The sequence below is a fragment of the Amycolatopsis sp. NPDC003865 genome, assembly GCF_053605345.1.
The window spans coordinates 763,186-781,439 of the sequence record NZ_JBSGJA010000001.1 but is presented as its reverse complement, the minus strand read 5'-3'; the positions used below and the strand labels follow the sequence as shown (position 1 = coordinate 781,439).

Annotated in this window: 17 protein-coding genes and 1 pseudogene; 8 read left to right on the top strand and 10 right to left on the bottom strand. The window is 69.3% G+C overall.

The window, feature by feature from the left end; genetic code table 11:
• Nucleotides 1-7: 7 nt before the first annotated feature.
• From ACWEVP_RS03410 to ACWEVP_RS03395, 4 genes are read left to right on the top strand one after another with little or no spacing between them, the layout of a single operon-like run.
• Entirely contained in the window at nt 8-1,207 is a 1,200-nt protein-coding gene (locus ACWEVP_RS03410) for a cytochrome P450 (RefSeq protein WP_452061029.1), read from the top strand.
• Entirely contained in the window at nt 1,201-2,292 is a 1,092-nt protein-coding gene (locus ACWEVP_RS03405; protein WP_452061028.1) for an acyl-CoA dehydrogenase family protein, read from the top strand. The genes ACWEVP_RS03410 and ACWEVP_RS03405 overlap by 7 nt, the downstream gene beginning before the upstream one ends.
• The gene (locus tag ACWEVP_RS03400; protein WP_452061027.1) at nt 2,289-3,449 is read left to right on the top strand and encodes an acyl-CoA dehydrogenase family protein; all 1,161 of its coding nucleotides are present in this window, start codon (nt 2,289-2,291) and stop codon (nt 3,447-3,449) included. The genes ACWEVP_RS03405 and ACWEVP_RS03400 overlap by 4 nt, the downstream gene beginning before the upstream one ends.
• Nucleotides 3,446-4,663, top strand: a complete 1,218-nt coding sequence (locus ACWEVP_RS03395) for an FAS1-like dehydratase domain-containing protein (protein ID WP_452061026.1) — start codon at nt 3,446-3,448, stop codon at nt 4,661-4,663. The genes ACWEVP_RS03400 and ACWEVP_RS03395 overlap by 4 nt, the downstream gene beginning before the upstream one ends.
• Here ACWEVP_RS03395 and ACWEVP_RS03390 read toward each other — a convergent pair.
• The 3 genes from ACWEVP_RS03390 to ACWEVP_RS03380 all read right to left on the bottom strand — a co-directional run bounded on the left by ACWEVP_RS03390 (nt 4,660) and on the right by ACWEVP_RS03380 (nt 8,118).
• The gene (locus ACWEVP_RS03390) at nt 4,660-6,120 is read right to left on the bottom strand and encodes a FadR/GntR family transcriptional regulator (protein ID WP_452061025.1); all 1,461 of its coding nucleotides are present in this window, start codon (nt 6,118-6,120) and stop codon (nt 4,660-4,662) included. The genes ACWEVP_RS03395 and ACWEVP_RS03390 overlap by 4 nt on opposite strands.
• A 101-nt stretch (nt 6,121-6,221) precedes the next feature.
• Nucleotides 6,222-6,986, bottom strand: coding sequence for an SDR family NAD(P)-dependent oxidoreductase (locus ACWEVP_RS03385; RefSeq protein ID WP_452061024.1), 765 nt, complete (start codon nt 6,984-6,986; stop codon nt 6,222-6,224).
• 16 nt (nt 6,987-7,002) lie between these two features.
• Nucleotides 7,003-8,118, bottom strand: a complete 1,116-nt coding sequence (locus ACWEVP_RS03380; RefSeq protein ID WP_452061023.1) for an acyl-CoA dehydrogenase family protein — start codon at nt 8,116-8,118, stop codon at nt 7,003-7,005.
• A gap of 95 nt (nt 8,119-8,213) precedes the next feature.
• On the opposite strand from ACWEVP_RS03380, the gene ACWEVP_RS03375 reads away from it, so the two are divergent.
• Nucleotides 8,214-9,383: an acyl-CoA dehydrogenase family protein gene (locus tag ACWEVP_RS03375; RefSeq protein WP_452061022.1), complete on the top strand. Its 1,170-nt coding sequence runs from the start codon at nt 8,214-8,216 to the stop codon at nt 9,381-9,383.
• A 20-nt stretch (nt 9,384-9,403) separates the two neighbouring features.
• The gene (locus tag ACWEVP_RS03370) at nt 9,404-10,225 is read left to right on the top strand and encodes an SDR family oxidoreductase (RefSeq protein ID WP_452061021.1); all 822 of its coding nucleotides are present in this window, start codon (nt 9,404-9,406) and stop codon (nt 10,223-10,225) included.
• On the opposite strand, the gene ACWEVP_RS03365 is transcribed toward ACWEVP_RS03370, so the two are convergent.
• The 5 genes from ACWEVP_RS03365 to ACWEVP_RS03345 form a co-directional block, all read right to left on the bottom strand.
• Nucleotides 10,202-10,885, bottom strand: coding sequence for a TetR/AcrR family transcriptional regulator (locus tag ACWEVP_RS03365; RefSeq protein ID WP_452061020.1), 684 nt, complete (start codon nt 10,883-10,885; stop codon nt 10,202-10,204). The two genes, ACWEVP_RS03370 and ACWEVP_RS03365, sit on opposite strands and share 24 nt — an antisense overlap.
• Nucleotides 10,886-10,961: 76 nt before the next feature.
• Nucleotides 10,962-12,251, bottom strand: a complete 1,290-nt coding sequence (locus tag ACWEVP_RS03360) for a cytochrome P450 (RefSeq protein WP_452061019.1) — start codon at nt 12,249-12,251, stop codon at nt 10,962-10,964.
• Nucleotides 12,252-12,357: 106 nt separating this feature from the next.
• A complete protein-coding gene (locus ACWEVP_RS03355) occupies nt 12,358-12,951 on the bottom strand; it encodes a TetR/AcrR family transcriptional regulator (RefSeq protein WP_452061018.1) in 594 nt (197 codons plus the stop codon).
• Between the two features lie 110 nt (nt 12,952-13,061).
• On the bottom strand, nt 13,062-14,477 hold the full coding sequence (locus ACWEVP_RS03350) for an aldehyde dehydrogenase family protein (protein ID WP_452061017.1): 1,416 nt from the start codon (nt 14,475-14,477) through the stop codon (nt 13,062-13,064).
• 14 nt (nt 14,478-14,491) lie between these two features.
• Complete coding sequence (locus ACWEVP_RS03345; protein ID WP_452061016.1) at nt 14,492-15,304, bottom strand: mycofactocin-coupled SDR family oxidoreductase; 813 nt, start codon at nt 15,302-15,304, stop codon at nt 14,492-14,494.
• A gap of 190 nt (nt 15,305-15,494) precedes the next feature.
• Between ACWEVP_RS03345 and ACWEVP_RS03340 the strand changes: the two are divergent.
• Nucleotides 15,495-15,860: pseudogene (locus tag ACWEVP_RS03340) on the top strand (DoxX family protein); the annotation flags it as partial.
• Nucleotides 15,861-15,994: 134 nt separating this feature from the next.
• Complete coding sequence (locus ACWEVP_RS03335; protein WP_452061015.1) at nt 15,995-16,867, top strand: alpha/beta hydrolase; 873 nt, start codon at nt 15,995-15,997, stop codon at nt 16,865-16,867.
• Here ACWEVP_RS03335 and ACWEVP_RS03330 read toward each other — a convergent pair.
• Both ACWEVP_RS03330 and ACWEVP_RS03325 read right to left on the bottom strand, forming a co-directional pair.
• Entirely contained in the window at nt 16,864-17,802 is a 939-nt protein-coding gene (locus ACWEVP_RS03330; protein WP_452061014.1) for a polysaccharide pyruvyl transferase family protein, read from the bottom strand. The genes ACWEVP_RS03335 and ACWEVP_RS03330 overlap by 4 nt on opposite strands.
• On the bottom strand, nt 17,799-18,221 hold the full coding sequence (locus ACWEVP_RS03325) for an enediyne antibiotic chromoprotein (protein ID WP_452061013.1): 423 nt from the start codon (nt 18,219-18,221) through the stop codon (nt 17,799-17,801). The genes ACWEVP_RS03330 and ACWEVP_RS03325 overlap by 4 nt, the downstream gene beginning before the upstream one ends.
• Nucleotides 18,222-18,254 lie beyond the last annotated feature (33 nt).

Sequence of the window (18,254 nt, the reverse complement as noted above, 5' to 3'; positions counted from 1 at the left end):
CCCAGTCTTGAGCACGACGTTCGAACCCGAGGGCACCTACGAAGGTGTACCCGTCTACCACTACGACAACACCGCAGGCGGTGCGGTCTTGAGCCACCATGAGCGCTGGGACGCCGTCGCCGCGACCCACTCGGGTTTCCGCAGTGACGTCTCCAAGGGGTACTGGGTCGTCACCGACGGCACGGCGGTCCAAGAGTCGCTGCAGGACTGGCGCACATTCTCCAGTAAGTCGGTGACGGCACTCGATCCCGACCCGAAGTTTCTGTGGATCCCGGAGATGCTCGACCCGCCGGTGCACACCCAGTGGCGGCGGTTGCTCGGCCGAGAGTTCTCGCCCAAGGCGGTCGCCGCGCGAGAGCCGGAGATCCGGCAGGTCGCCGTCGAGACGATCGAACGGTTCGCCAGGCTCGGGACCGCCGACGTGCTCGACGAGTTCGCCCGTCGCTTTCCCACCGTCATCTTCCTGCGCCTGATGGGACTTCCCGAGCAGGACCTCGACGTGTTCCTGGGCTGGGTGCACGAGATGCTGCACCTGTCCTACGAGCAGGACCCTGACCGCAGCCGCCAGCTGGCCGCCATCACCGAGGTCTCGGCTTACTTCGACGAGCAGATTGCGGCGCGCCGTGCCGCACCCCGCGCCGACCTGCTGTCCCGGGCGATGACGTGGGACATCGACGGTGAGCCGGTCAGCGACCGGGACCTGCACGCCTTCTGCCTGCTCATGTTCTCGGCCGGCCTGGACACCGTGCCGATCTCGGTCGGCTGGGCGCTGTACCACTTCGCTACCCACCCGGACCACCGCCGGGCGATCCTGGCCGACGGCTCGGCCATCCCCACCAGCGTCGAGGAGATCCTCCGTGTGTACTCATTCGTGATCCCGGCTCGCAAGGCCACCAAGGATGTCGAAGTCGGCGGCTGCCCGGTCAAGGCCGGCGAGATGGTGATGCTGCCGCTCGTGGTCACCAACCGCGACCCGGACCGCTACGACAACCCGGCGGCGGTGGACCTCGACCGCAAGACCAGCAACCACATCGCGTTCGGGTCGGGCCCGCACCGCTGTCTCGGGTCGCACCTGGCCCGGCTCGAACTGAACGTTGCGATCGAGGAGTGGCACGCCCGCATCCCGGACTACCGGATCGCGCCCGGACAGGAACTCGAGCAGACCGGCAACATGTACGGCATCAAGTCGCTGCGTCTCGAATGGTGAACGAGCACGACGAACTGCGCGCCTCGGTCCGCCGGTTCCTGACCGACAAGTCACCGGGCGAGGCCGTGCGCCACTGGATGGCGTCCGAGGACGGCTTCGACCCGGCGGTGTGGCGGGTGACGGCGGAGCAGCTCGGACTAACCGGCCTCGCGGTGCCCGAGGATTACGGCGGCGCGGGCGGCGGTCCGGCCGAGCTGGGTGTCGTGCTGGAGGAGACCGGGCGGGCGCTGCTGCCGTCGCCGTTCTTCGCGACGGTGGCACTCGCCGGGCAAGCGCTGGCCGAAGCCGGGCCGGACGCGGCGAGGTGGCTGCCCGGGATCGCCGACGGCTCGCTGACCGCGACTCTCGCCATCGCCGAGGAAAGTGGCTCGTGGCGACCGGAGGACGTCAGCGCGACGGTGACCGCCGGGAGGCTGTCCGGCACGAAGATGTTCGTGATCGACGGCGACTCGGCCGCACTGGTGCTTGTCGTCGCACGCGACGAGACGGGTCTCGGCCTGTTCGCCGTCGAGGGTGTCGCATCGCAGGTGACCCGCTGCCGCCTCGACACCCTCGACCCGACGCGGCGGCTGGGCCGGCTCGACTTCGACAGCGCCCCTGCCGTGCGTATCGGGCCGGCGGACGAGGCCTTCGTACATCGCGCGCTTGATCTCGCGGTGGTCGCCCTGGCCGCCGAACAAGTCGGCGGCGCCCAAGCCTGCCTGGACGCCGCGGTCGAGTACGCGAAGGTCCGCGTCCAGTTCGGCCGGCCGATCGGCACCTTCCAGGCGATCAAGCACAAGTGCGCAGACATGCTGCTGCGCGTCGAATCCGCCCGCTCGGCGGCCCGTCACGCGGCGGCCGTGGCGGTCGGGGCCCCGGCCGAACTCCCGGTGGCCGCCGCACTGGCCGCGGCGTACTGCGCCGAGACCTACACGCACGCCGCCAAGGAGAACATCCAAATCCACGGTGGTACCGGCTACACCTGGGAGCACGACGCGCACCTGCACCTGCGGCGCGCCAAGTCCTCGGAGCAGTTGTTCGGCACACCGACGGCGCACCGGGCCAGGCTCGCGACCCTGACCCGGATCGGAGGGCCGACGTGACCGACGAGTTCCGGGCAGGCTTGCGGAAATTCCTCGTCAGCAACCACCCCGGCCGCCGCCCGAAGGACCCGGTCGAACGGCTCGCCTGGCAGAAGCAGTGGCTGGCGACTCTGTTCGATGCCGGGTACGCGGGTCCGAGCTGGCCGCGCGCCTACGGCGGAATGGAGCTGAGTTTCGCCGAGCAGGTGGTCTACCAGGAGGAGTACGCCAGAGCGCGGGTACCGGGGCCGCTCGGCACCGGCGTGGGGATCGCGGCTCCGACGATCGTCAAGTACGGCACGGCCGAGCAGAAGGAGCGGTACCTGCGGCCGATGCTCCGCGGAGACACGGTGTGGGCGCAGGGGTATTCCGAGCCGGACGCCGGCTCGGATCTGCCTGCGCTGCGCACCACGGCACGCCGGAACGGCGAGCACTACGTCGTCAACGGCCAGAAGGTGTGGAACAGCGCCGCCGACATCGCGGACATCCTGTTCACCCTGGTCCGCACCGGAACGCCGGAATCGCGCCAGGACGGCATCAGCTACCTGCTGATCGACGCCCACGCCCCGGGCGTGGTGGTCCGTCCGTTGCGTGATCTGACCGGGGACGCACACTTCTGCGAGATCTTCTTCACCGACGTGCATGTCCCCGTGAGCGACCGCGTCGGGGAGGAGAACGGCGGCTGGCCGCTGGTCCGCACCAGCCTGGGCCACGAGCGAGCGGCCGGGGCGATGAACCAGGCGGCTCGCTACCGCCGGGTGCTGGACGAGCTGGTCGAGCTGGCCCGGGACCGGGGAGCTTTGGCGGACCCGCTCGTGCGCGACCGGCTGGCCGACTTCGAAGTCCGGGTGCGGATCATGCGCTACACCGGGATGCGCACCATCACCGACATTCTGGAGCGGGGCGAGCCGGGGCCGGCGTCGTCGACGTCGAGGCTGTTCATCGTCACCTTCGAACAGGATCTGCACGAGTTCGCCCTCGACCTGCTCGGGCCGTACGGAGTGCTCGGGCGGGACGACTCGCACGCGGTCCAGAGAGGACGGTGGGTGTGGGGATTCCTGCGCACCCGCGCTTCGACGATCGGCGCGGGAACCGCCGAAATCCAGCGCAACACGATCGCCGAACAGGTGCTGGGCCTGCCGCGTGATCCCGCGATGCCCGGCAAGGAGCCGCGTTGACGACCACCGAATACGGCGTGCTGACCGACGAGGCCATCGAGCGGTCCCGGCAGCGGCTGGGCGTCCCGCGGCCCCAGCGCACGCCACCGCACAACTTCGAGGTGACCTGGGACGGCGTCCGGCACTTCGCGTATGGCTACGGCGACGACAACCCGCTGTACTGCGATCCGGACCATCGTTCCCGCTGGGGGTCGCTGATCGCGCCCCCGACGTTCCTCTACACGATGGGCGAGGACGCCGCCCCGCCGCCGGATGACGAGACCCGGCGGCTACTGAAGGGCGATCCGTTCGCCGGTCTGGGCTCCTACCAGGCGGTCATGGAGTTCGAGTGGTGGCGGCCGCTGCGGCTGGGTGACCGGTGCCGGGTGCTGCAGACGCAGGTCGGCGTCCAGCCCAAGCCGAGCAGTTTCGGTGGCCGGACCGCGCACGTGACCCAGGACTACCTGTACACGAACGGCGCGGGGGAGATGCACGGCGTCCGCCGGGGCACGTGGATCAACGCCGAACGACACACGTCGAAGAAACGGGCGAAGGAAACGCTGGTCCAGGAGCCTTACACGCCCGCGCAGATAGCCGAGATCGACGCTGCCTACGCGGCCGAAGCCCGGCGAGGAGCCGTCCCGCGGTATTGGGAAGACGTTTCACCAGGAGACGTGTTGCCGCCCAAGGTGAAGGGGCCGCTGACGACGACCGATGTGATCGTCTGGCACCTCGGCTGGGGCATGCAGCTCACGCCGCCGGGCGCGTTCAAGATCGCCGCCGGTGTCCGCCGCAAGGCGCCCGGTCTCTACCCGCCGAACGGGCTCGGCATCCCGGACACGGTCCAGCGCCTGCACTGGGAGCCGGCGCGGGCGACCGAACTGGGCCTGCCCGGCCCGTACGACTACGGCGGTATGCGGGAGACGTGGCTGTGTCATCTGCTCACCGACTGGATCGGCGACGACGGCTGGCTGTGGAAGCTGCGCTGCGAGCACCGCAGGTTCAACTACCTCGGCGACACGACATGGGTGCGCGGCGAGGTGACTGCCAAGCCTTCGCCCGGCGTGGTGAAAGTCGCGGTCCGCTGCGAGAACCAGCGCGGAGAGGTGACCTCTCCGGGCACGGCGGTCGTGCTGCTGCCGACGCGAGAGCGGGCGGTGGAACTGCCCGAGCCGCCCGCGCCCGACCTGGACGGCATGGTCGCGCACGAACTCGCGCGGTTCGACGTCGGCTAGTGCCACCAGGGGATGAGCGCTTCGAGGTGGCGCCGCATGCGGTGCCGCGCCACGCCCGCGTCCCCCTGGCGGATCGCGTCGAAGATCCGCTGGTGCACGTACTGGACCTCCTCCGCGGCCGCGTCGCCAGGCAGGGGCCGCTCCTGGCCGGACGCGTGCCGCCGGAACAGCTCCGTGATGATCCGCAGGAACAGCGACAGCACCGGGTTGCCGGCCAAGTCGGCCAGCTCGGCGTGGAACAGGTCTGCCTTGCCCGGTTCGTCCGGTGGCCCTTCGGTCGGCCACCGGACGGCGACGTCGAGGCGTTCGGCCACTTCGTCGTCGTAACGCTCGGCGACCCGGCCGACCGTGCCCAGTTCGATCGCGTTGCGGACGATCCGCAGGTCGTCGGACCGCACCCCCTGGTACTCGAGGAACAACGCCATCGTGTCGATGCTGGCCTGCGGCTCGGGTTCGGTGACGACGAGACCGCCGCCCGGGCCCCGGCGCATCCGGGCCACCGAGTGGTACTCGAGCAGCCGCACCGCTTCGCGTAGCACCGCCCGGCTGATGCCGTAGCGTTCCAGCAGGTCGGCTTCCGAACCGAGCGTGGTGCCGATCTCCCAGCCCCGGGCGGCGATGTCATCGTGGATGCGCGCGGCCACGACCTCGGCGAGCTTGGCCCGCGGCCCTTCGACCAGTTCGGGCTCGATCACAGCGTTCGAGGTCCGCGGCCGCTGAACCCGGTGTCCTTCGATCCACGAGCCGACCCACTGGAGGTGTTCGGTCAGCATCGTCTGGGCCCGCGCGGAATCCCCGGCGATCACCGCGTCCGCGACAGTGCGGTGCGCATCGAAGGACTCCTCCCGCGCAGCTTGGAGCTCGACCTTGGTCACGCGCCGGGACGTGTGCGCGTAACGGGCGGTGAGCCGGTTCAGGATGTCGATGAACAGGTACAGCACCGCGTTGCCGGACAGCTCGCCGAGCAGCGGGTGCACGGCGTCCTGGGCCTCGAAGCCGACCGGGCTCTCGCGTGAGTCCTCGTCCGCGATCACCGCCCGCAGGGTTTCGATGCCGTCCTCGGTGATCCGGTCCGCGGCCAGCCCCGCCGCGATCGGTTCCAGCAGCAGGCGCGCTTCGAGCAGGTCTCCGATCGTCGTGCCGACGTACTCGAGGTAGATCACCATCGACCGGGTCGCGGGCCCGGCGTCAGGAGCGCACACGAGCAGTCCACCGTTCGGGCCGCGGCGCATGCGTGCGACCTGGTGGTGTTCGACCAGCCGCACGGCTTCCCGCAGCACCGCGCGGCTCACCCCGAACCGCTCGCGCAGGTCCTGTTCGGACCCCAGGGTCTCGCCGACCGGCCACCCCCGGCGGATGACGTCGGCCTCGATGCGGTGGGCGATCCGCGCGGCGAGGGTGCCGACCTTCGCGTCGGTTTCGTCGCCGGCGGGTTCCAGGTCGACGGCGGGCGCCATACAGCCAACTCCTCAGCAGGACAGTTCCGTACCCTCAGTCTAGTCGGACCGTGGTCGGGGACCGCCGCCACGCCGCGCCGGAAGGTGGTTGGGGATACTGTTCACCGGGGGGCGAACCGCTGCCCCGCGTCAAGACGCAGGCACTGGCCGTTGAGCATCGGGTTGTCGACGATGGCCAGCACGAGCTTCGCGTATTCCTCCGGCCGTCCCATGCGTTTCGGGAACGCGGCATCCTTCACCAGCGCGGACTTCACCTCGGGGTCGATCTTGGCTACCGCTCCGGTTTCGAACAGGCTGGGCGCGATCGCCAGCACCCGGATCCCCAGCGACCCCAGGTCCCGAGCCATTGTCAGGCACATGCCGGCGATCGCCGCCTTCGCCGCGCTGTAGGCGACCTGCCCGATCTGGCCCTCGAACGCCGCGATGGAGGCGGTGTTGACCACGACTCCGCGCTCCCCGTCGGGAGCGTCGGGCTCGTTGCGGCTCATGTGCGCCGCGGCGAGCCGGCTGATGTTGAACGTCGCGACTGCGTTGAGGTCGAGCACCCGCCGGAAGGTCTCGAGGTCGTGTGGCCCCTCCTTCCCGAGCGTGCGGCGCGCGACACCGCCGCCCGCGGTCGTTACCGCGACGTGCAGACCCCCGAGGTCCGCGACCGCGGCGGCCAGGGCTGCCTCGGTACCGGCGAAGTCGGTGACGTCGGTGGCGTGGAACCGGCCACCGATCGCGGTCGCGACGTCGGCTCCGTCCGATTCCGGCCGGTCGAGCACCACGACGTCGGCTCCGCGCGCGGCCAGGAGTTCGGCGCTGGCCCGCCCCATCCCGGACGCGCCGCCGACCACCACGGCCTTCCTGCCCTTGATCTCCATCGTTCGTCCTCCTCACTCAGGCCGGCACACGCCCCGGCCGGATCAGGTCGCACAGCCGGTCCCGGTGCAGCGCGGCGTCCCCGTGGAGCACGGCGTCGGTCTGCGCGCGACGCAGGTACAGGTGCAGATCGTGCTCCCAGGTGAACCCGATCCCGCCGTGCAGCTGCAGGGCCTCCCCGGCAACTTCACCAGCGGCGGCGCTCGAGTACGACGCAGCAACGCACGCCGCTCGCTCCGCGTCCGGGCTGCCGGCGTCCGCGGTCATCGCGGCGTGGTAGGTGGCGGCGCGGATGCCGTGCACGGCCATCGCCATCGTCGCGCACTTGTGCTTGAGGGCCTGGAAGGAGCCGAGAGGGCGGTCGAACTGGACCCGCACCCGCAGGTGGTCGACGGTCATGGCGAGCAGCCGGTCCAGTGCGCCCAGGGTGTCGGCCGCCGTTAAGACGGCCGCGTCGTCCAGAAGGCGCCGCAGGTCGGCCGGCTCCGCGACGAGCCGACGCCGCGACGGCACCCGGACACCGTCCAGCCGTACCTCGTAGAACGCGCGAGTCAGGTCCACCACGTTTTGCCGCCGGACCGAGACCCCGGGTGTGTCGCGGTCGACCAGGAACGAGGCGACTCCGTCGCCCTCGCGCGCGGTGACGAGCAACCAGTGCGCTCCACCGGCGTCCGGTACGGCGGTCTTGACACCGTCGACAACCACGTCGTCCCCGTCGCCGCGGGCGGTGGTGGACCGGACGCCGTCCGGTGTCCACGGCGAGCCGGGTTCGGCGAAGGCCCAAGTGGCCCACGCGGTGCCGGCAGCCAGTGCCGGGAGCGTCTCGGCCCGCAAAGACGGCGAACCGGTTCGGGCGAGCGCGAGCCCGACGAGGGCCGTGGAGACGAAGGGCCCGCGCGTCACGGCGCGGCCGATCTCCTCGGCCAGCAAGGTAAGTTCGACGAGCCCGAGGCCGGAGCCGCCGAACTCGACCGGCACCGCCAGACCGGGCCAGCCTTGCGCGACCGTCAGCGCCCAGAGCACCGGGTCGACGTCGTCCCCCGTCGTCTGCGCACGGGCGGGCGCGTGGTCGGTGAGCAGCTCCCGAGCCGCGTCCCGCACCATCGCTTGCTCTTCGCTGAGCTCGTAGTCCACGTGATTAAGGTATCCTCTTTTAGATTCGCGGTCGAGTATTTGGCTATCGTGAGCCACGGTTACGGTAGTTGAGTCGACTCTTCACGGGAGCATGGATGCGGCTGGAGCCCTCACCCGAACTCGAAGCCTTCCGGCGGAAAGTACGGTCCTTCGTCTCCGAACACGCGCCCGGACGCAAGGCGCACGCCGGGGTTCGCGCCCCCGCACCCGACCTGGTCCCGGCGCTCCGCGCGTGGACCCGCAAGCTGTACGACGCCGGCTTCCTCGGCATCACGTGGCCTGCCGAGTACGGCGGACGCCCGGATGCCCACCCGCTCGAGCCGTTCGTGGTCGCCGAGGAGATCGCCCGCGCGCGGACGTGGCTGCCCATCGGCGCCGCGCCGCTCGCGGCGTCGGCGGTGATCGACTTCGGTACCGACGACCAGCGCGAGCGCTTCCTGCCGCGGATCCGCAGCGGCGCGGACATCTGGTGTCAGCTGTTCAGCGAACCCGGGGCGGGCAGCGACTTGGCCGCCCTGCAAACCCGCGCGCGCCGCGACGGCGACTGCTTCGTCGTCGACGGGCAGAAGGTGTGGACGACCAACGGCCAGTACGCGGATCTCGGCTACCTGCTCGCCCGAACCGACCCCACCGCGCCGAAACACCGTGGCATCACGGCGTTCGCGGTGGACATGCGTGCCCCCGGGGTGGAGGTCCGGCCGCTGCGGGAGATCACCGGGACCACCGACTTCAACGAGGTCTTCCTCGACGGCGTGCGGATCCCGGCGGCCGATGTGATCGGCGAGGAGAACGGCGGCTGGCAGGTCGCGATGAGTAGCCTCGGCCACGAGCGCTCGGGGGTCGCGGCGCGGGGGGTCGAGCTGTTCGCCGCGCTCGACGATTTGCTCGACCTCGCCGGGGAGCGTTCGGTTTTCGGCGATTCCGCGACGCGCCAGACTATCGGGGAACTGGCCACCCGAACCCACGTCAACGCCGCGATGAACGGTCTGGCCCAGTCACGGATGCTGCGTGGGACCGAGCAACCGGTGGACGCTTTGCTCGGCAAGATCTTCTTCAGCGAGCTGAACCACGACCTGACGGCTTGCGGTGTCCGGCTCCAAGGCACTGACGGGCTCGCCGTCGAAGGCGATCCCGGGGCGATCGCGGGTGGCTGGTGGCAGGACGCGCACCTCTACTCGCGGGCCTACACGATCGCCGGCGGCGCCAACGAGGTGCTCCGGACCCAGATCGCCGAGCGCGGCCTCGGACTGCCGAAGCACCCCTGATCCCGACTGGAAGGACGTCGATGTCCCCCACCCTCTCCGGCCGTACCATCCTGATGTCCGGCGGCAGCCGCGGCATCGGCCTGGCGATCGCCGTGCGCGCGGCCCGTGACGGCGCGAACGTGGCGTTCATCGCCAAGACCGACAAGCCCGACCCGCGGCTGCCCGGCACGATCCACACGGCCGCCGCCGAGATCGAAGCGGCCGGCGGACAGGCGCTGCCCGTCGTCGGCGACATCCGTAGCGAAGACGGCGTGGCCGAGGCGGTGGCGCGGACCGTCGACCGGTTCGGCGGCATCGACATCGTCGTCAACAACGCCTCCGCCATCGCGCTCGCCGGCTTCGGCGAGCTCGCGCCGAAGCGGTATGACCTGATGCTCGACATCAATGCCCGTGGCACCTTCGTGCTCATCTCGGCGGCTTTGCCGCACCTGCTCGAATCGCCGGATCCGCGCGTGCTCACGCTGTCGCCTCCGCTGAATCCCGACCCGCGCTGGCTCGGCGCGCATGCGCCGTACACGGTGAGCAAGTACGCGATGACGATGCTGACCCTCGGGCTGGCCGAGCAGTACCGGGACCGGGGGATCGCCGCGAACTGCCTGTGGCCGCGGACCTTGATCGGAACGGCGGCGGTGAAGAACCTCCTCGGCGGCGACGAAGGCGTGCGGGGTGCGAGGTCGCCGGAGATCGTCGCCGACGCCGCGCACCTGGTGCTGACCGGTACCGCGTCGGGAGAGTGCTTCATCGACGACGACGTCCTGCGGGCGCACGGGATCACCGATCTGTCGGGATACCGCGATGGCGACGTCGCCGAAGACCGGCTAACCGGTGATCTGTTCCTGTGAAGGGTTGCCGGGCCAGTCGAGACCGGCTTCGAGTTCGGTGATCACTTCGCCGATCTGAGCGCGGAGCCGGCCCATGAACGGGCTTTCGCCGACCGGCTGGCCGGCGCAGTCCTGCAGCACGAGACGCAGGGCAGTAAGCACCGTCGCGGCGCACAGCACCGGGTAGCGCGTTCCCGGTGCGCCCCGGCCGGGGTGCGGGCAGGCGGCGACGCGTTCCGCGATGGCGGCCGCCAGGGCTTCTTCCTGCGCGGCGAACAACGCCAGCCGCTGCGCGGTCAGCGACGGCGCTTGCACGATGAGCTGCAGCGCTTCCACCGAATCGCGCTCCGCGGTGTCGGCTTGCAGCACCACCAGCGCCGCCTTGCGAAGGGCTTGGAGCACCGACTCGGCGGCCGGCCGGGAACGGAACTCGGCGATGAGCGCTCGGGCGCCGGCGGCCAGTGGGGCGAGGATCGCCTCCTCCCGGCTGGCGAAGTAGTTGAAGAACGTGCGACCGGCGATGTCGGCCTCGGCGGCGATCTGCTCGATGGTGATGCCGTCGACGCCGTCGCGCAGCACCAATCGCCGGGCGCCCGCCAGCAAAGCGGCGTAGGTGGCGGCCTTTTTGCGCTCGCGCCGCCCGGGAACCGCCGGCGTCGCCGCCGCATCCGCGTGAGTCACGGTGGTGGTTCTCCTCTTCGCCGGGGTCGGGTGCCCGGGCGGTCCGGACGGCACGAGAGTCTACGGGCGCAAGCCGTCAGGACCAGGTGACGGGCAGCGCGTGAACACCGAAGATGACCATCTCGTCGCGCAGTGGGACCTGGTCGGCGGGAACGGCCAGCCGCAGGTTCGGCAGCCGGCTGATCAGCTCGTGGAGCCCGACCTTCATCTCCACGCGGGCGAGTTGCTGGCCCATGCACTGGTGGATGCCGTGCCCGAAGGCGAGGTGCGGGACGCGGGGCCGACGCACGTCGAGCCGGTCGGGGGCGTCCCAGTGCCGGGGATCGCGGTTGGCGACCGGTGCCCCGATGACCACGGTGGTGCCGGCAGCGATGTCCACCCCGGCGATCGTGACGTCTTCGGTGGCCACCCGGGTCAACCCGAGCTGGACGATGGTCAGGTATCGCAACAGCTCTTCGATCGCCCCGTCGAGCAGGGACGGATCAGCGCGCAGCGCGGCCAGTTGCTCGGGGTTCTCCAGCAGGGCGAAAGTGCTCAGCGCGAGCATGTTGGCCGTCGTCTCGTGGCCGGCACCCAGCACCAGCATCGCCAGGTCGATCAGCTGGGCGTCGGTCAGCCCTGCCTCGGGATCGTGGACGAGCCCGGAGATGATGTCGTTGCCCGGGTCGGCGCGCTTGGCGTTGATCAGGTCGGTGATGAAGGCGTACAGCCGGATCGCGGCTTGCGCGCGCTCGTCGTCGGAGATGCTGGTGTTCAGCACGGTGGCCGAGCTCTCCTGGAATTGCGCGCGGTCGCCGTAGTCGACGCCGAGCAGCTCGCAGATGACCTGCGACGGGATGGGCTGTGCGTAGGCCGGTACGAGATCGGCTTCGGTGCCCGCTTGCAGCATGGCGTCGATGCGTTCCACGGCGATCTCGCGGATGTGTTCCTCGAGCGCCCGCATCCGGCGCACGGTGAACTGGCCGCTCAACAACCGCCGCAACCGAGTGTGCTCGGGCGGGTCCATGAACAGGAAGGTCCCGTCGGTGCGCTCGGTCGCGGCCAGGTCGGGCACGCCGCCGGCGGCCCGTTCTGCGACCTGCTGCGGGGTCAGGCTGCCGGCGTCCGGGAAGCGGATCCGGTCGGCGCTGAAGCGGGGGTCGGCCATGATCGCGCGGGCTTCGTCGAGGCCGGTGACCAGCCAAGCCGAAGCGCCGTTCATCAGGTCCAGCCGTTGCAGGGCGGCCTGCTCGCGGCGGGCGAGCAGGGCCGGTGGGGGGTCGAACGGGCACTTGCCGCGCTGCACGAAGTCGTCGGGCAAGGCACGCCGCATCGTCACCGAGGCGTCGTTGGGCGGGGCCTCGGCCTGTTCTCGGGGAGTCGTCATCGGCACGTCCTCGTGTCGGGAGTCACGTGGTGGGATGTCGAGACGGTAACTTAAAGTGCAGTCACTGCATAGATGCAGGGAGAGATTTAATGCAGTGCGTGCACTTTTACGGCTGGATGGCGAAGCTCTCGAGCTGTCGCACGTATCGCTCCATGTAAGCCGCGGTCTCCGGGTGTCCCTGGGAGAAGCCGAGGTTCTCCTCCATGGCCATGATCCGGGCGGCCGCGGTCATCATCACAACCAGGGCGGCGGGAGTGCAGACGTCTCGCGGCACCCGGTAGCGCTCCATGGCCGCCGAGGCCACCTCCAGTTGCGCGGTGCGGAACCGCTCGGAGTAACGGCGCACTTCGGTGCGGATCTTCTCGCGGTGGTGGGCGAGGGACGCGATCTCCATGGTGAACGACGTGCTCTCGCTCTCGGTGTTGAACTGCCACAGGGCCTGCAGTGGCCGATCGGAGTCGAGCAACTCTTGCTGGTGCCGCAAGCCTTCCTCGGCGCGCCGGCGGAACATGGCCAGGAACAGATCGTCCATCGTGCGGAAGTAGTAGTGCACCAGCTGCGACTTGAGGCCGGCCTTCTCCGCGACCCGTCGCGAGGTCACGGCCGCGTAGCCCTCTTCGAGCATGAGCCGCTCGGCCGCGTCGAGCAGGACGTCGTGGTTCTTCGCGTCGGGCGCCGCAACCCGGCGCTGTGCTGCCATCCCGGTGTACCTCCACGTGACGGGTGTCCACTGTGCTCCCTGCCCGCCCGATCCTAGTTGCCGGATCCGCGGGGGGATCCTCGTCCGGAACCCGTCGTGTACCGAGGACGTCAGGCACTGTGGCTGACGTAGACCGCCTTGGTGGTGAGGTAGGCCTCGATGCCCTTCCAGCCACGTTCGCCGCCGTACCCGGATTGCTTGTGCGGCGGGATCGGCATCGCCGGGTCGGCGCCCAGCGCGCAGTTGACCCAGATCTGCCCGGCGTCGAGCGCGTTCACGACCCGGTGCGCACGGTTGATGTCCCGGGTCCAGATCGAGCCGGCCAGTCCGTACTCCGTGTCGTTCGCGGCGGCGAGCACTTCGCCTTCGTCGTCGAACGGGATGACGCAACCGACCGGCCCGAAGATCTCTTCCTTGATCAGGCGCATGTCTGGCGTGGTGCCGGTGACGATCGTCGCCTCGACGAAGTAGCCCTTGCGGTCCAGCACTTTGCCCCCGGTCACGACCTGCGCCCCCTCGGCGATGCCGTCGTCGAGGATGCCCAGTACCCGTTGGCGTTGTTTCTCGCTGATCAACGGACCGAGGATCGAGTCGGGCTCGTCGCTGCCCCCCATGGGCAGCATCTGCGCGAAGCCGGCCAACCTCTCGACGACCTGGTCGTAGATGCCGCGCTGGACATACATCCGGGAGGTACAGGAGCAGTTCTGGCCCGACCCGGCGAGCACGCCCATGCCGGCGCCGACGATCGCCTTGTCGAGGTCGGCGTCGTCGAACATGATCAGCGGCGACTTGCCGCCGAGCTCGAGCGTCAGCTTCTTGAGGTTGCCCGCCGACGCCTTGACGATCTGCTTGCCGACTTCGGTCGATCCCGTGAACGAGATCTTGTCGACGTCCGGGTGCGCGGCCAGCGCCGCGCCGGTGGTCTCGCCGTAGCCGGTGATGACGTTGAGGACGCCGTCGGGCAGGCCGGCCTCGCGGAAGATGCCCTCCAGTTCCAGCGCGCTGAGCGGCGTCTCCTCGGCGGGTTTGAGGACGGCGCTGCACCCGGCCGCGAGTGCGGGGGCGACCTTGAGCATCGCGACGAAGAACGGGCCGTTCCAGGGGATGATGAGGCCGACGACGCCGATCGGTTCCAGCTGCGTGTAGTTGTGGTAGTGCTCGTAGGTGCCGAGCAGGCCGTTGGAGACGGTGTCGTAGGACTCTCCGTGAACTTTGCCGACCCAGCCGGCGTAGTACATCAGCATGTCGTAGGACACGGCGATGATGTGGCGCGCGGCGGTGGCGTTCATGCCGTTGTCGCGGGCTTCGATCGCCGCGATTTCGTCGGTGCGTTCCTTGATGATCCGCGCTGCCTTGAACAGCACCTCCGCGCGTTCGGTCGCCGGTAGCTTGCGCCAGACACCGGAGTCGAAAGTCTCCCGTGCGCGAGCGACGGCGACGTCGACGACTGCACGGCCGGAGTCGGCGACCTCACCGATCTGCTCCTCGGTGGACGGATCGAAGACCGGAATGATCGTGTCGCTCAATTTCGGGCATCCTCTCAATGCTTGACGATCATCCCGGCGTCGACCGGGATGACGGTGCCGGTGACGTAGCGGGAGTCGTCCGAGGCCAGCCACACCACGGCGTTCGAGATGTCGCCCGGCTGGACCTTGAACACCGGCATCGCGTTCTCGAGAGCGCTCTTGAGCTCGGGCATCGCCGCCACGACCTCGTCCAAGCCGGTGGTCATGGGCGTGTCGACGGTGGTGGGTGCGATGCTGTTGACCCGGATGAAGTGTGGCGCGCCGATGTTGGCGTAGCTGTGCAGCAGACCGAGAACGCCGTGCTTGGCGGCCGTGTAGGCGATCATGCCCGGCCAGTTCACCGAGTTGCCGATCAGCCCGCCGGTCGAGCTGGTCAGGATGATCGAACCGCCGTTGCCGTTCTCGATCATCGGGTCGAGGGAGACTCGGATGGTGTTCCAGACGCCCTTGAGGTTGATGCCGACAACGTCGTCCCACTGCCGATCGGGCGGGGTGACGCCGCCGGGACCGATGCCGGCGTTCGCGACGACGATCGTCACCGGCCCTAGTTCGGCGACGCCGTCGTCGTAGGCTCGCTGCAAGAGATCGAGGTCGCGGACGTCGACTTTGCGCGCGACGATGCGGCGACCGCGAGCCTCGACCTCCTTGACCGTTTCCTGCAGGCCGGCCTCCGACGGCAGCGGGTAGGGCACCGTCTCGAACTGCTCGCAGCTGTCCACACCGATGATGTCGGCGCCCTCTTCGGCGAGGCGGATCGCGTGGCTACGCCCTTGGCCTTGAGCGATGCCGGTGATGAAAGCGACTTTGCCGGCGAACCTTTCGGCCATCCGGAGCCTCCGATCGTCGTGGTTGTCCGGGTCCGCGGTCTAGCGCTTAAGTCAACGCAAATGCTGTGCACCTGCTTAACAGCCCGATCTGAGTCACGTCAAGGCAGTACGATCTGGTGCTGTGCGATCGACTGACAGCAACACCGCAAAGTGATATAACGTTCAACCACCTGATTGACCGGAGGTTGCCGTGAACGTCGTGCTGTGGATCGTCGCCGGACTGCTGGTGGTCGTGTACCTCGCCGCTGGTGCGATGAAGCTTGCGACGAGGCGGGAAAAGCTGCTGGCGAACCCGAACATGGGCTGGGCGGCGAACTTCTCGGAGGTGGCGGTCAAGGGTATCGGTGCGGCGGAGATCCTCGCCGCCCTCGGTTTGGTCTTGCCGTGGGCGCTCGGCGTCGCGGCCGTGCTGACCCCGTTGGCGGCGACCGGGCTGGTCGTCCTCCAGGCCGGCGCCATCCTCGTGCACGTGAAACGCAAGGAGGCGAAGGTGCTGCCGGTGAACGTCGTGCTGCTGGTCTTGGCCGCGTTCGTTGCCATCGGCCGATTCGCCGGTCTCATCCCGCCGATCGCCACAGCCGAGCAGCTGGCCGCGTCGATCACCTTTCTGCTCAGCGACGACGGCGTGAATGTCAACGGGGCCGTGCTGCCGTCCGACGGTGGCTGGTCGGCCCAATGAAACTCTCCACAGTGGCGCCCGAGCTCCGTGGGGCGGTTCGCCGGATGCCGCGCCTGCCGTTGGAGCGGGCATGGGCGCTGCGGCTCGTCCGCGCCGCAACGACTCGGATGAAACCGGTCGAAGCTCACGACGTCGACGTGGAAGTCGGTCCTGGCCGGCGGGTCTATCGCCTGCGCGAGCAGCGGTCCGACCTGACGCTGGTGTGGGTCCACGGCGGCGGCCTCGTCATCGGGTCCGCGATCCAGGACGAACGGTTCTGCGTGGAGACGGTGCGGGAGTTCGGGGGCACCGTGGTGTCGGTCGAGTACCGCCTGGCACCGGACGCGCCGTACCCGGCGGCGCTCGAAGACTGTTACGCCGCTTGGGCGTGGGCGCGTGACCACGCAGCAGACCCCGAGCGAATCGCTGTCGGCGGACAAAGCGCGGGCGGTGGGCTCGCGGCAGCACTGGTCCAGCGTCTCTGTGACGCGGGAGAATCACCGCTGGCGCAATGGTTGTTCTGTCCGATGCTCGACGATCGCACCGCGGCCCGCCGCGACCTCGACGGGGTGCGCCACCGTGTCTGGGACAACCGCCTGAATCGCTTCGGCTGGCGCTCCTATCTCGGCGTGGAGCCAGGAGCCGACGTAGTGCCGCTCTACTCGGCACCTGGTCGGCGGGAAAGCCTGGCCGGACTGCCGCCGACCTGGATCGGTGTCGGCGACATCGACCTTTTCCACGACGAAGACGTCGAATACGCTCGGCGACTCCGCGCCGCGGGTGTCGAGACAACGGTGCACGTCGTGCCCGGCGCCCCGCACGGATTCGAAGTGTGGGCGACCAACACCGGCCTGGCCCGGCAGTATCTCGCCACCGCGAGGACTTGGCTGAGCGACTTCAGCTAGGAAGCCGGGAAGGCCTTGATCAAGTTTTCTTTGAGCGACGGGAGATCGAGCGGAGGTCGGTAGTGCTCCCGGATGTGCTCGGCCACCGCCGGGACGCCCATCGCGAGAAGCCGGCCCGTTGAGACCAGGAAATGTCGATCGGGGTCGGCGAACGCCGAGTAGTAGTCCCGGAACTTGTACATCCCGCCGATGAACTGGTTGGTGCTCAATCGGAGGTGCCCGTTCGGCACACCCAGTGAGTCGGCCACGATCAGGCCGTGCAAGCTGGACGACAGGACCGTTTCGCAAGAGGCGATCTCTTCGACGACCCGGCGAGGGTCGGCGGTCGCGTCGATGACGCGCACCCCGGCCTGCGCGCGAATCCAGCCCAGTTCGGCGACCTCCGCGTCCAGGAAGTGGGGGACCACGCCCAGCAGGTACTTCTTGGGTGGTGTCGCTTCGAGCAGGGCGTCGGCCAGGAGGCCGGGATCGCCGACCGTCACACCGGCGCGGCCGCTCTCCAGCCGCTCCCGGGACCGGGTGCCGCGCACCGCGGCCACCGCGAAGTCCTGGTCGGTGATGAGGTCGTCCTCTTCGCGCATGAAGCCCGCACCCCACAGCGCAGGCCGGTTGGCGAACTTCGTGCCGAGCGCCAGCTCGATGATCGATCCAGCCGCGACGATCTCGCACGAGTGGGGTGACGCCCATTCGCACGTGCGGCCGAATATCTCCCGCACGAGGTATTGGCTGATCTCGTCGCCGAAGTTCCGCTTCGGACTGTTTTCCAAGCGCCACCAGTACATACGCATCGGCTTGACCGTCATATGCAAGACCCCAAGGCTGTTGTTCAGCGCCGGAAAGGATTGTTTCGGTGCGATAACGGCAGCGGCGGGAAGCGCGGTCTGCGTGAATCCTTCGGAGCTCGGCGATGACTCACGCAGACCGCACCGGCTCAACCGAAGCTGATTGCCGCGCTGGCGTAGTTGAAACTGCTGTCCAGGGCGATCAGGGAGCAGCCCGGCTCCGTCGTGCAGTCGACCGGCCCCGATGAGGCGCCCGTGAGGGGGTTCACGCCGTCGAAGCCGGAGTGGACGGTGTAGCCGGCGACTGCCGTGCCGGTGTCATCGGTGGTGCTGGTGCCTTGGTTCGCCGTGTCGCAGGCGATGTCGGTCTCGCTGTTCGCGCACTGCAATACGGTGACCGCCTCGCCGGCGGGGAAACCGCTTGCGGAAACCGATACGGCTTGGCCGTCGTTCAAGCCGGTGGCCGGGTCGACCGACAGTGCCGGGGACGCCGCGAGGGCCGTGCCCGTGCAGGAGAGAAGGGCGCCGATCGCGATGACCGCCGTTGTGGTGAATCGGAGGGAACTCGTCATGACGTGCTCACCTTTCGTCGCGGGGCCGGTTCA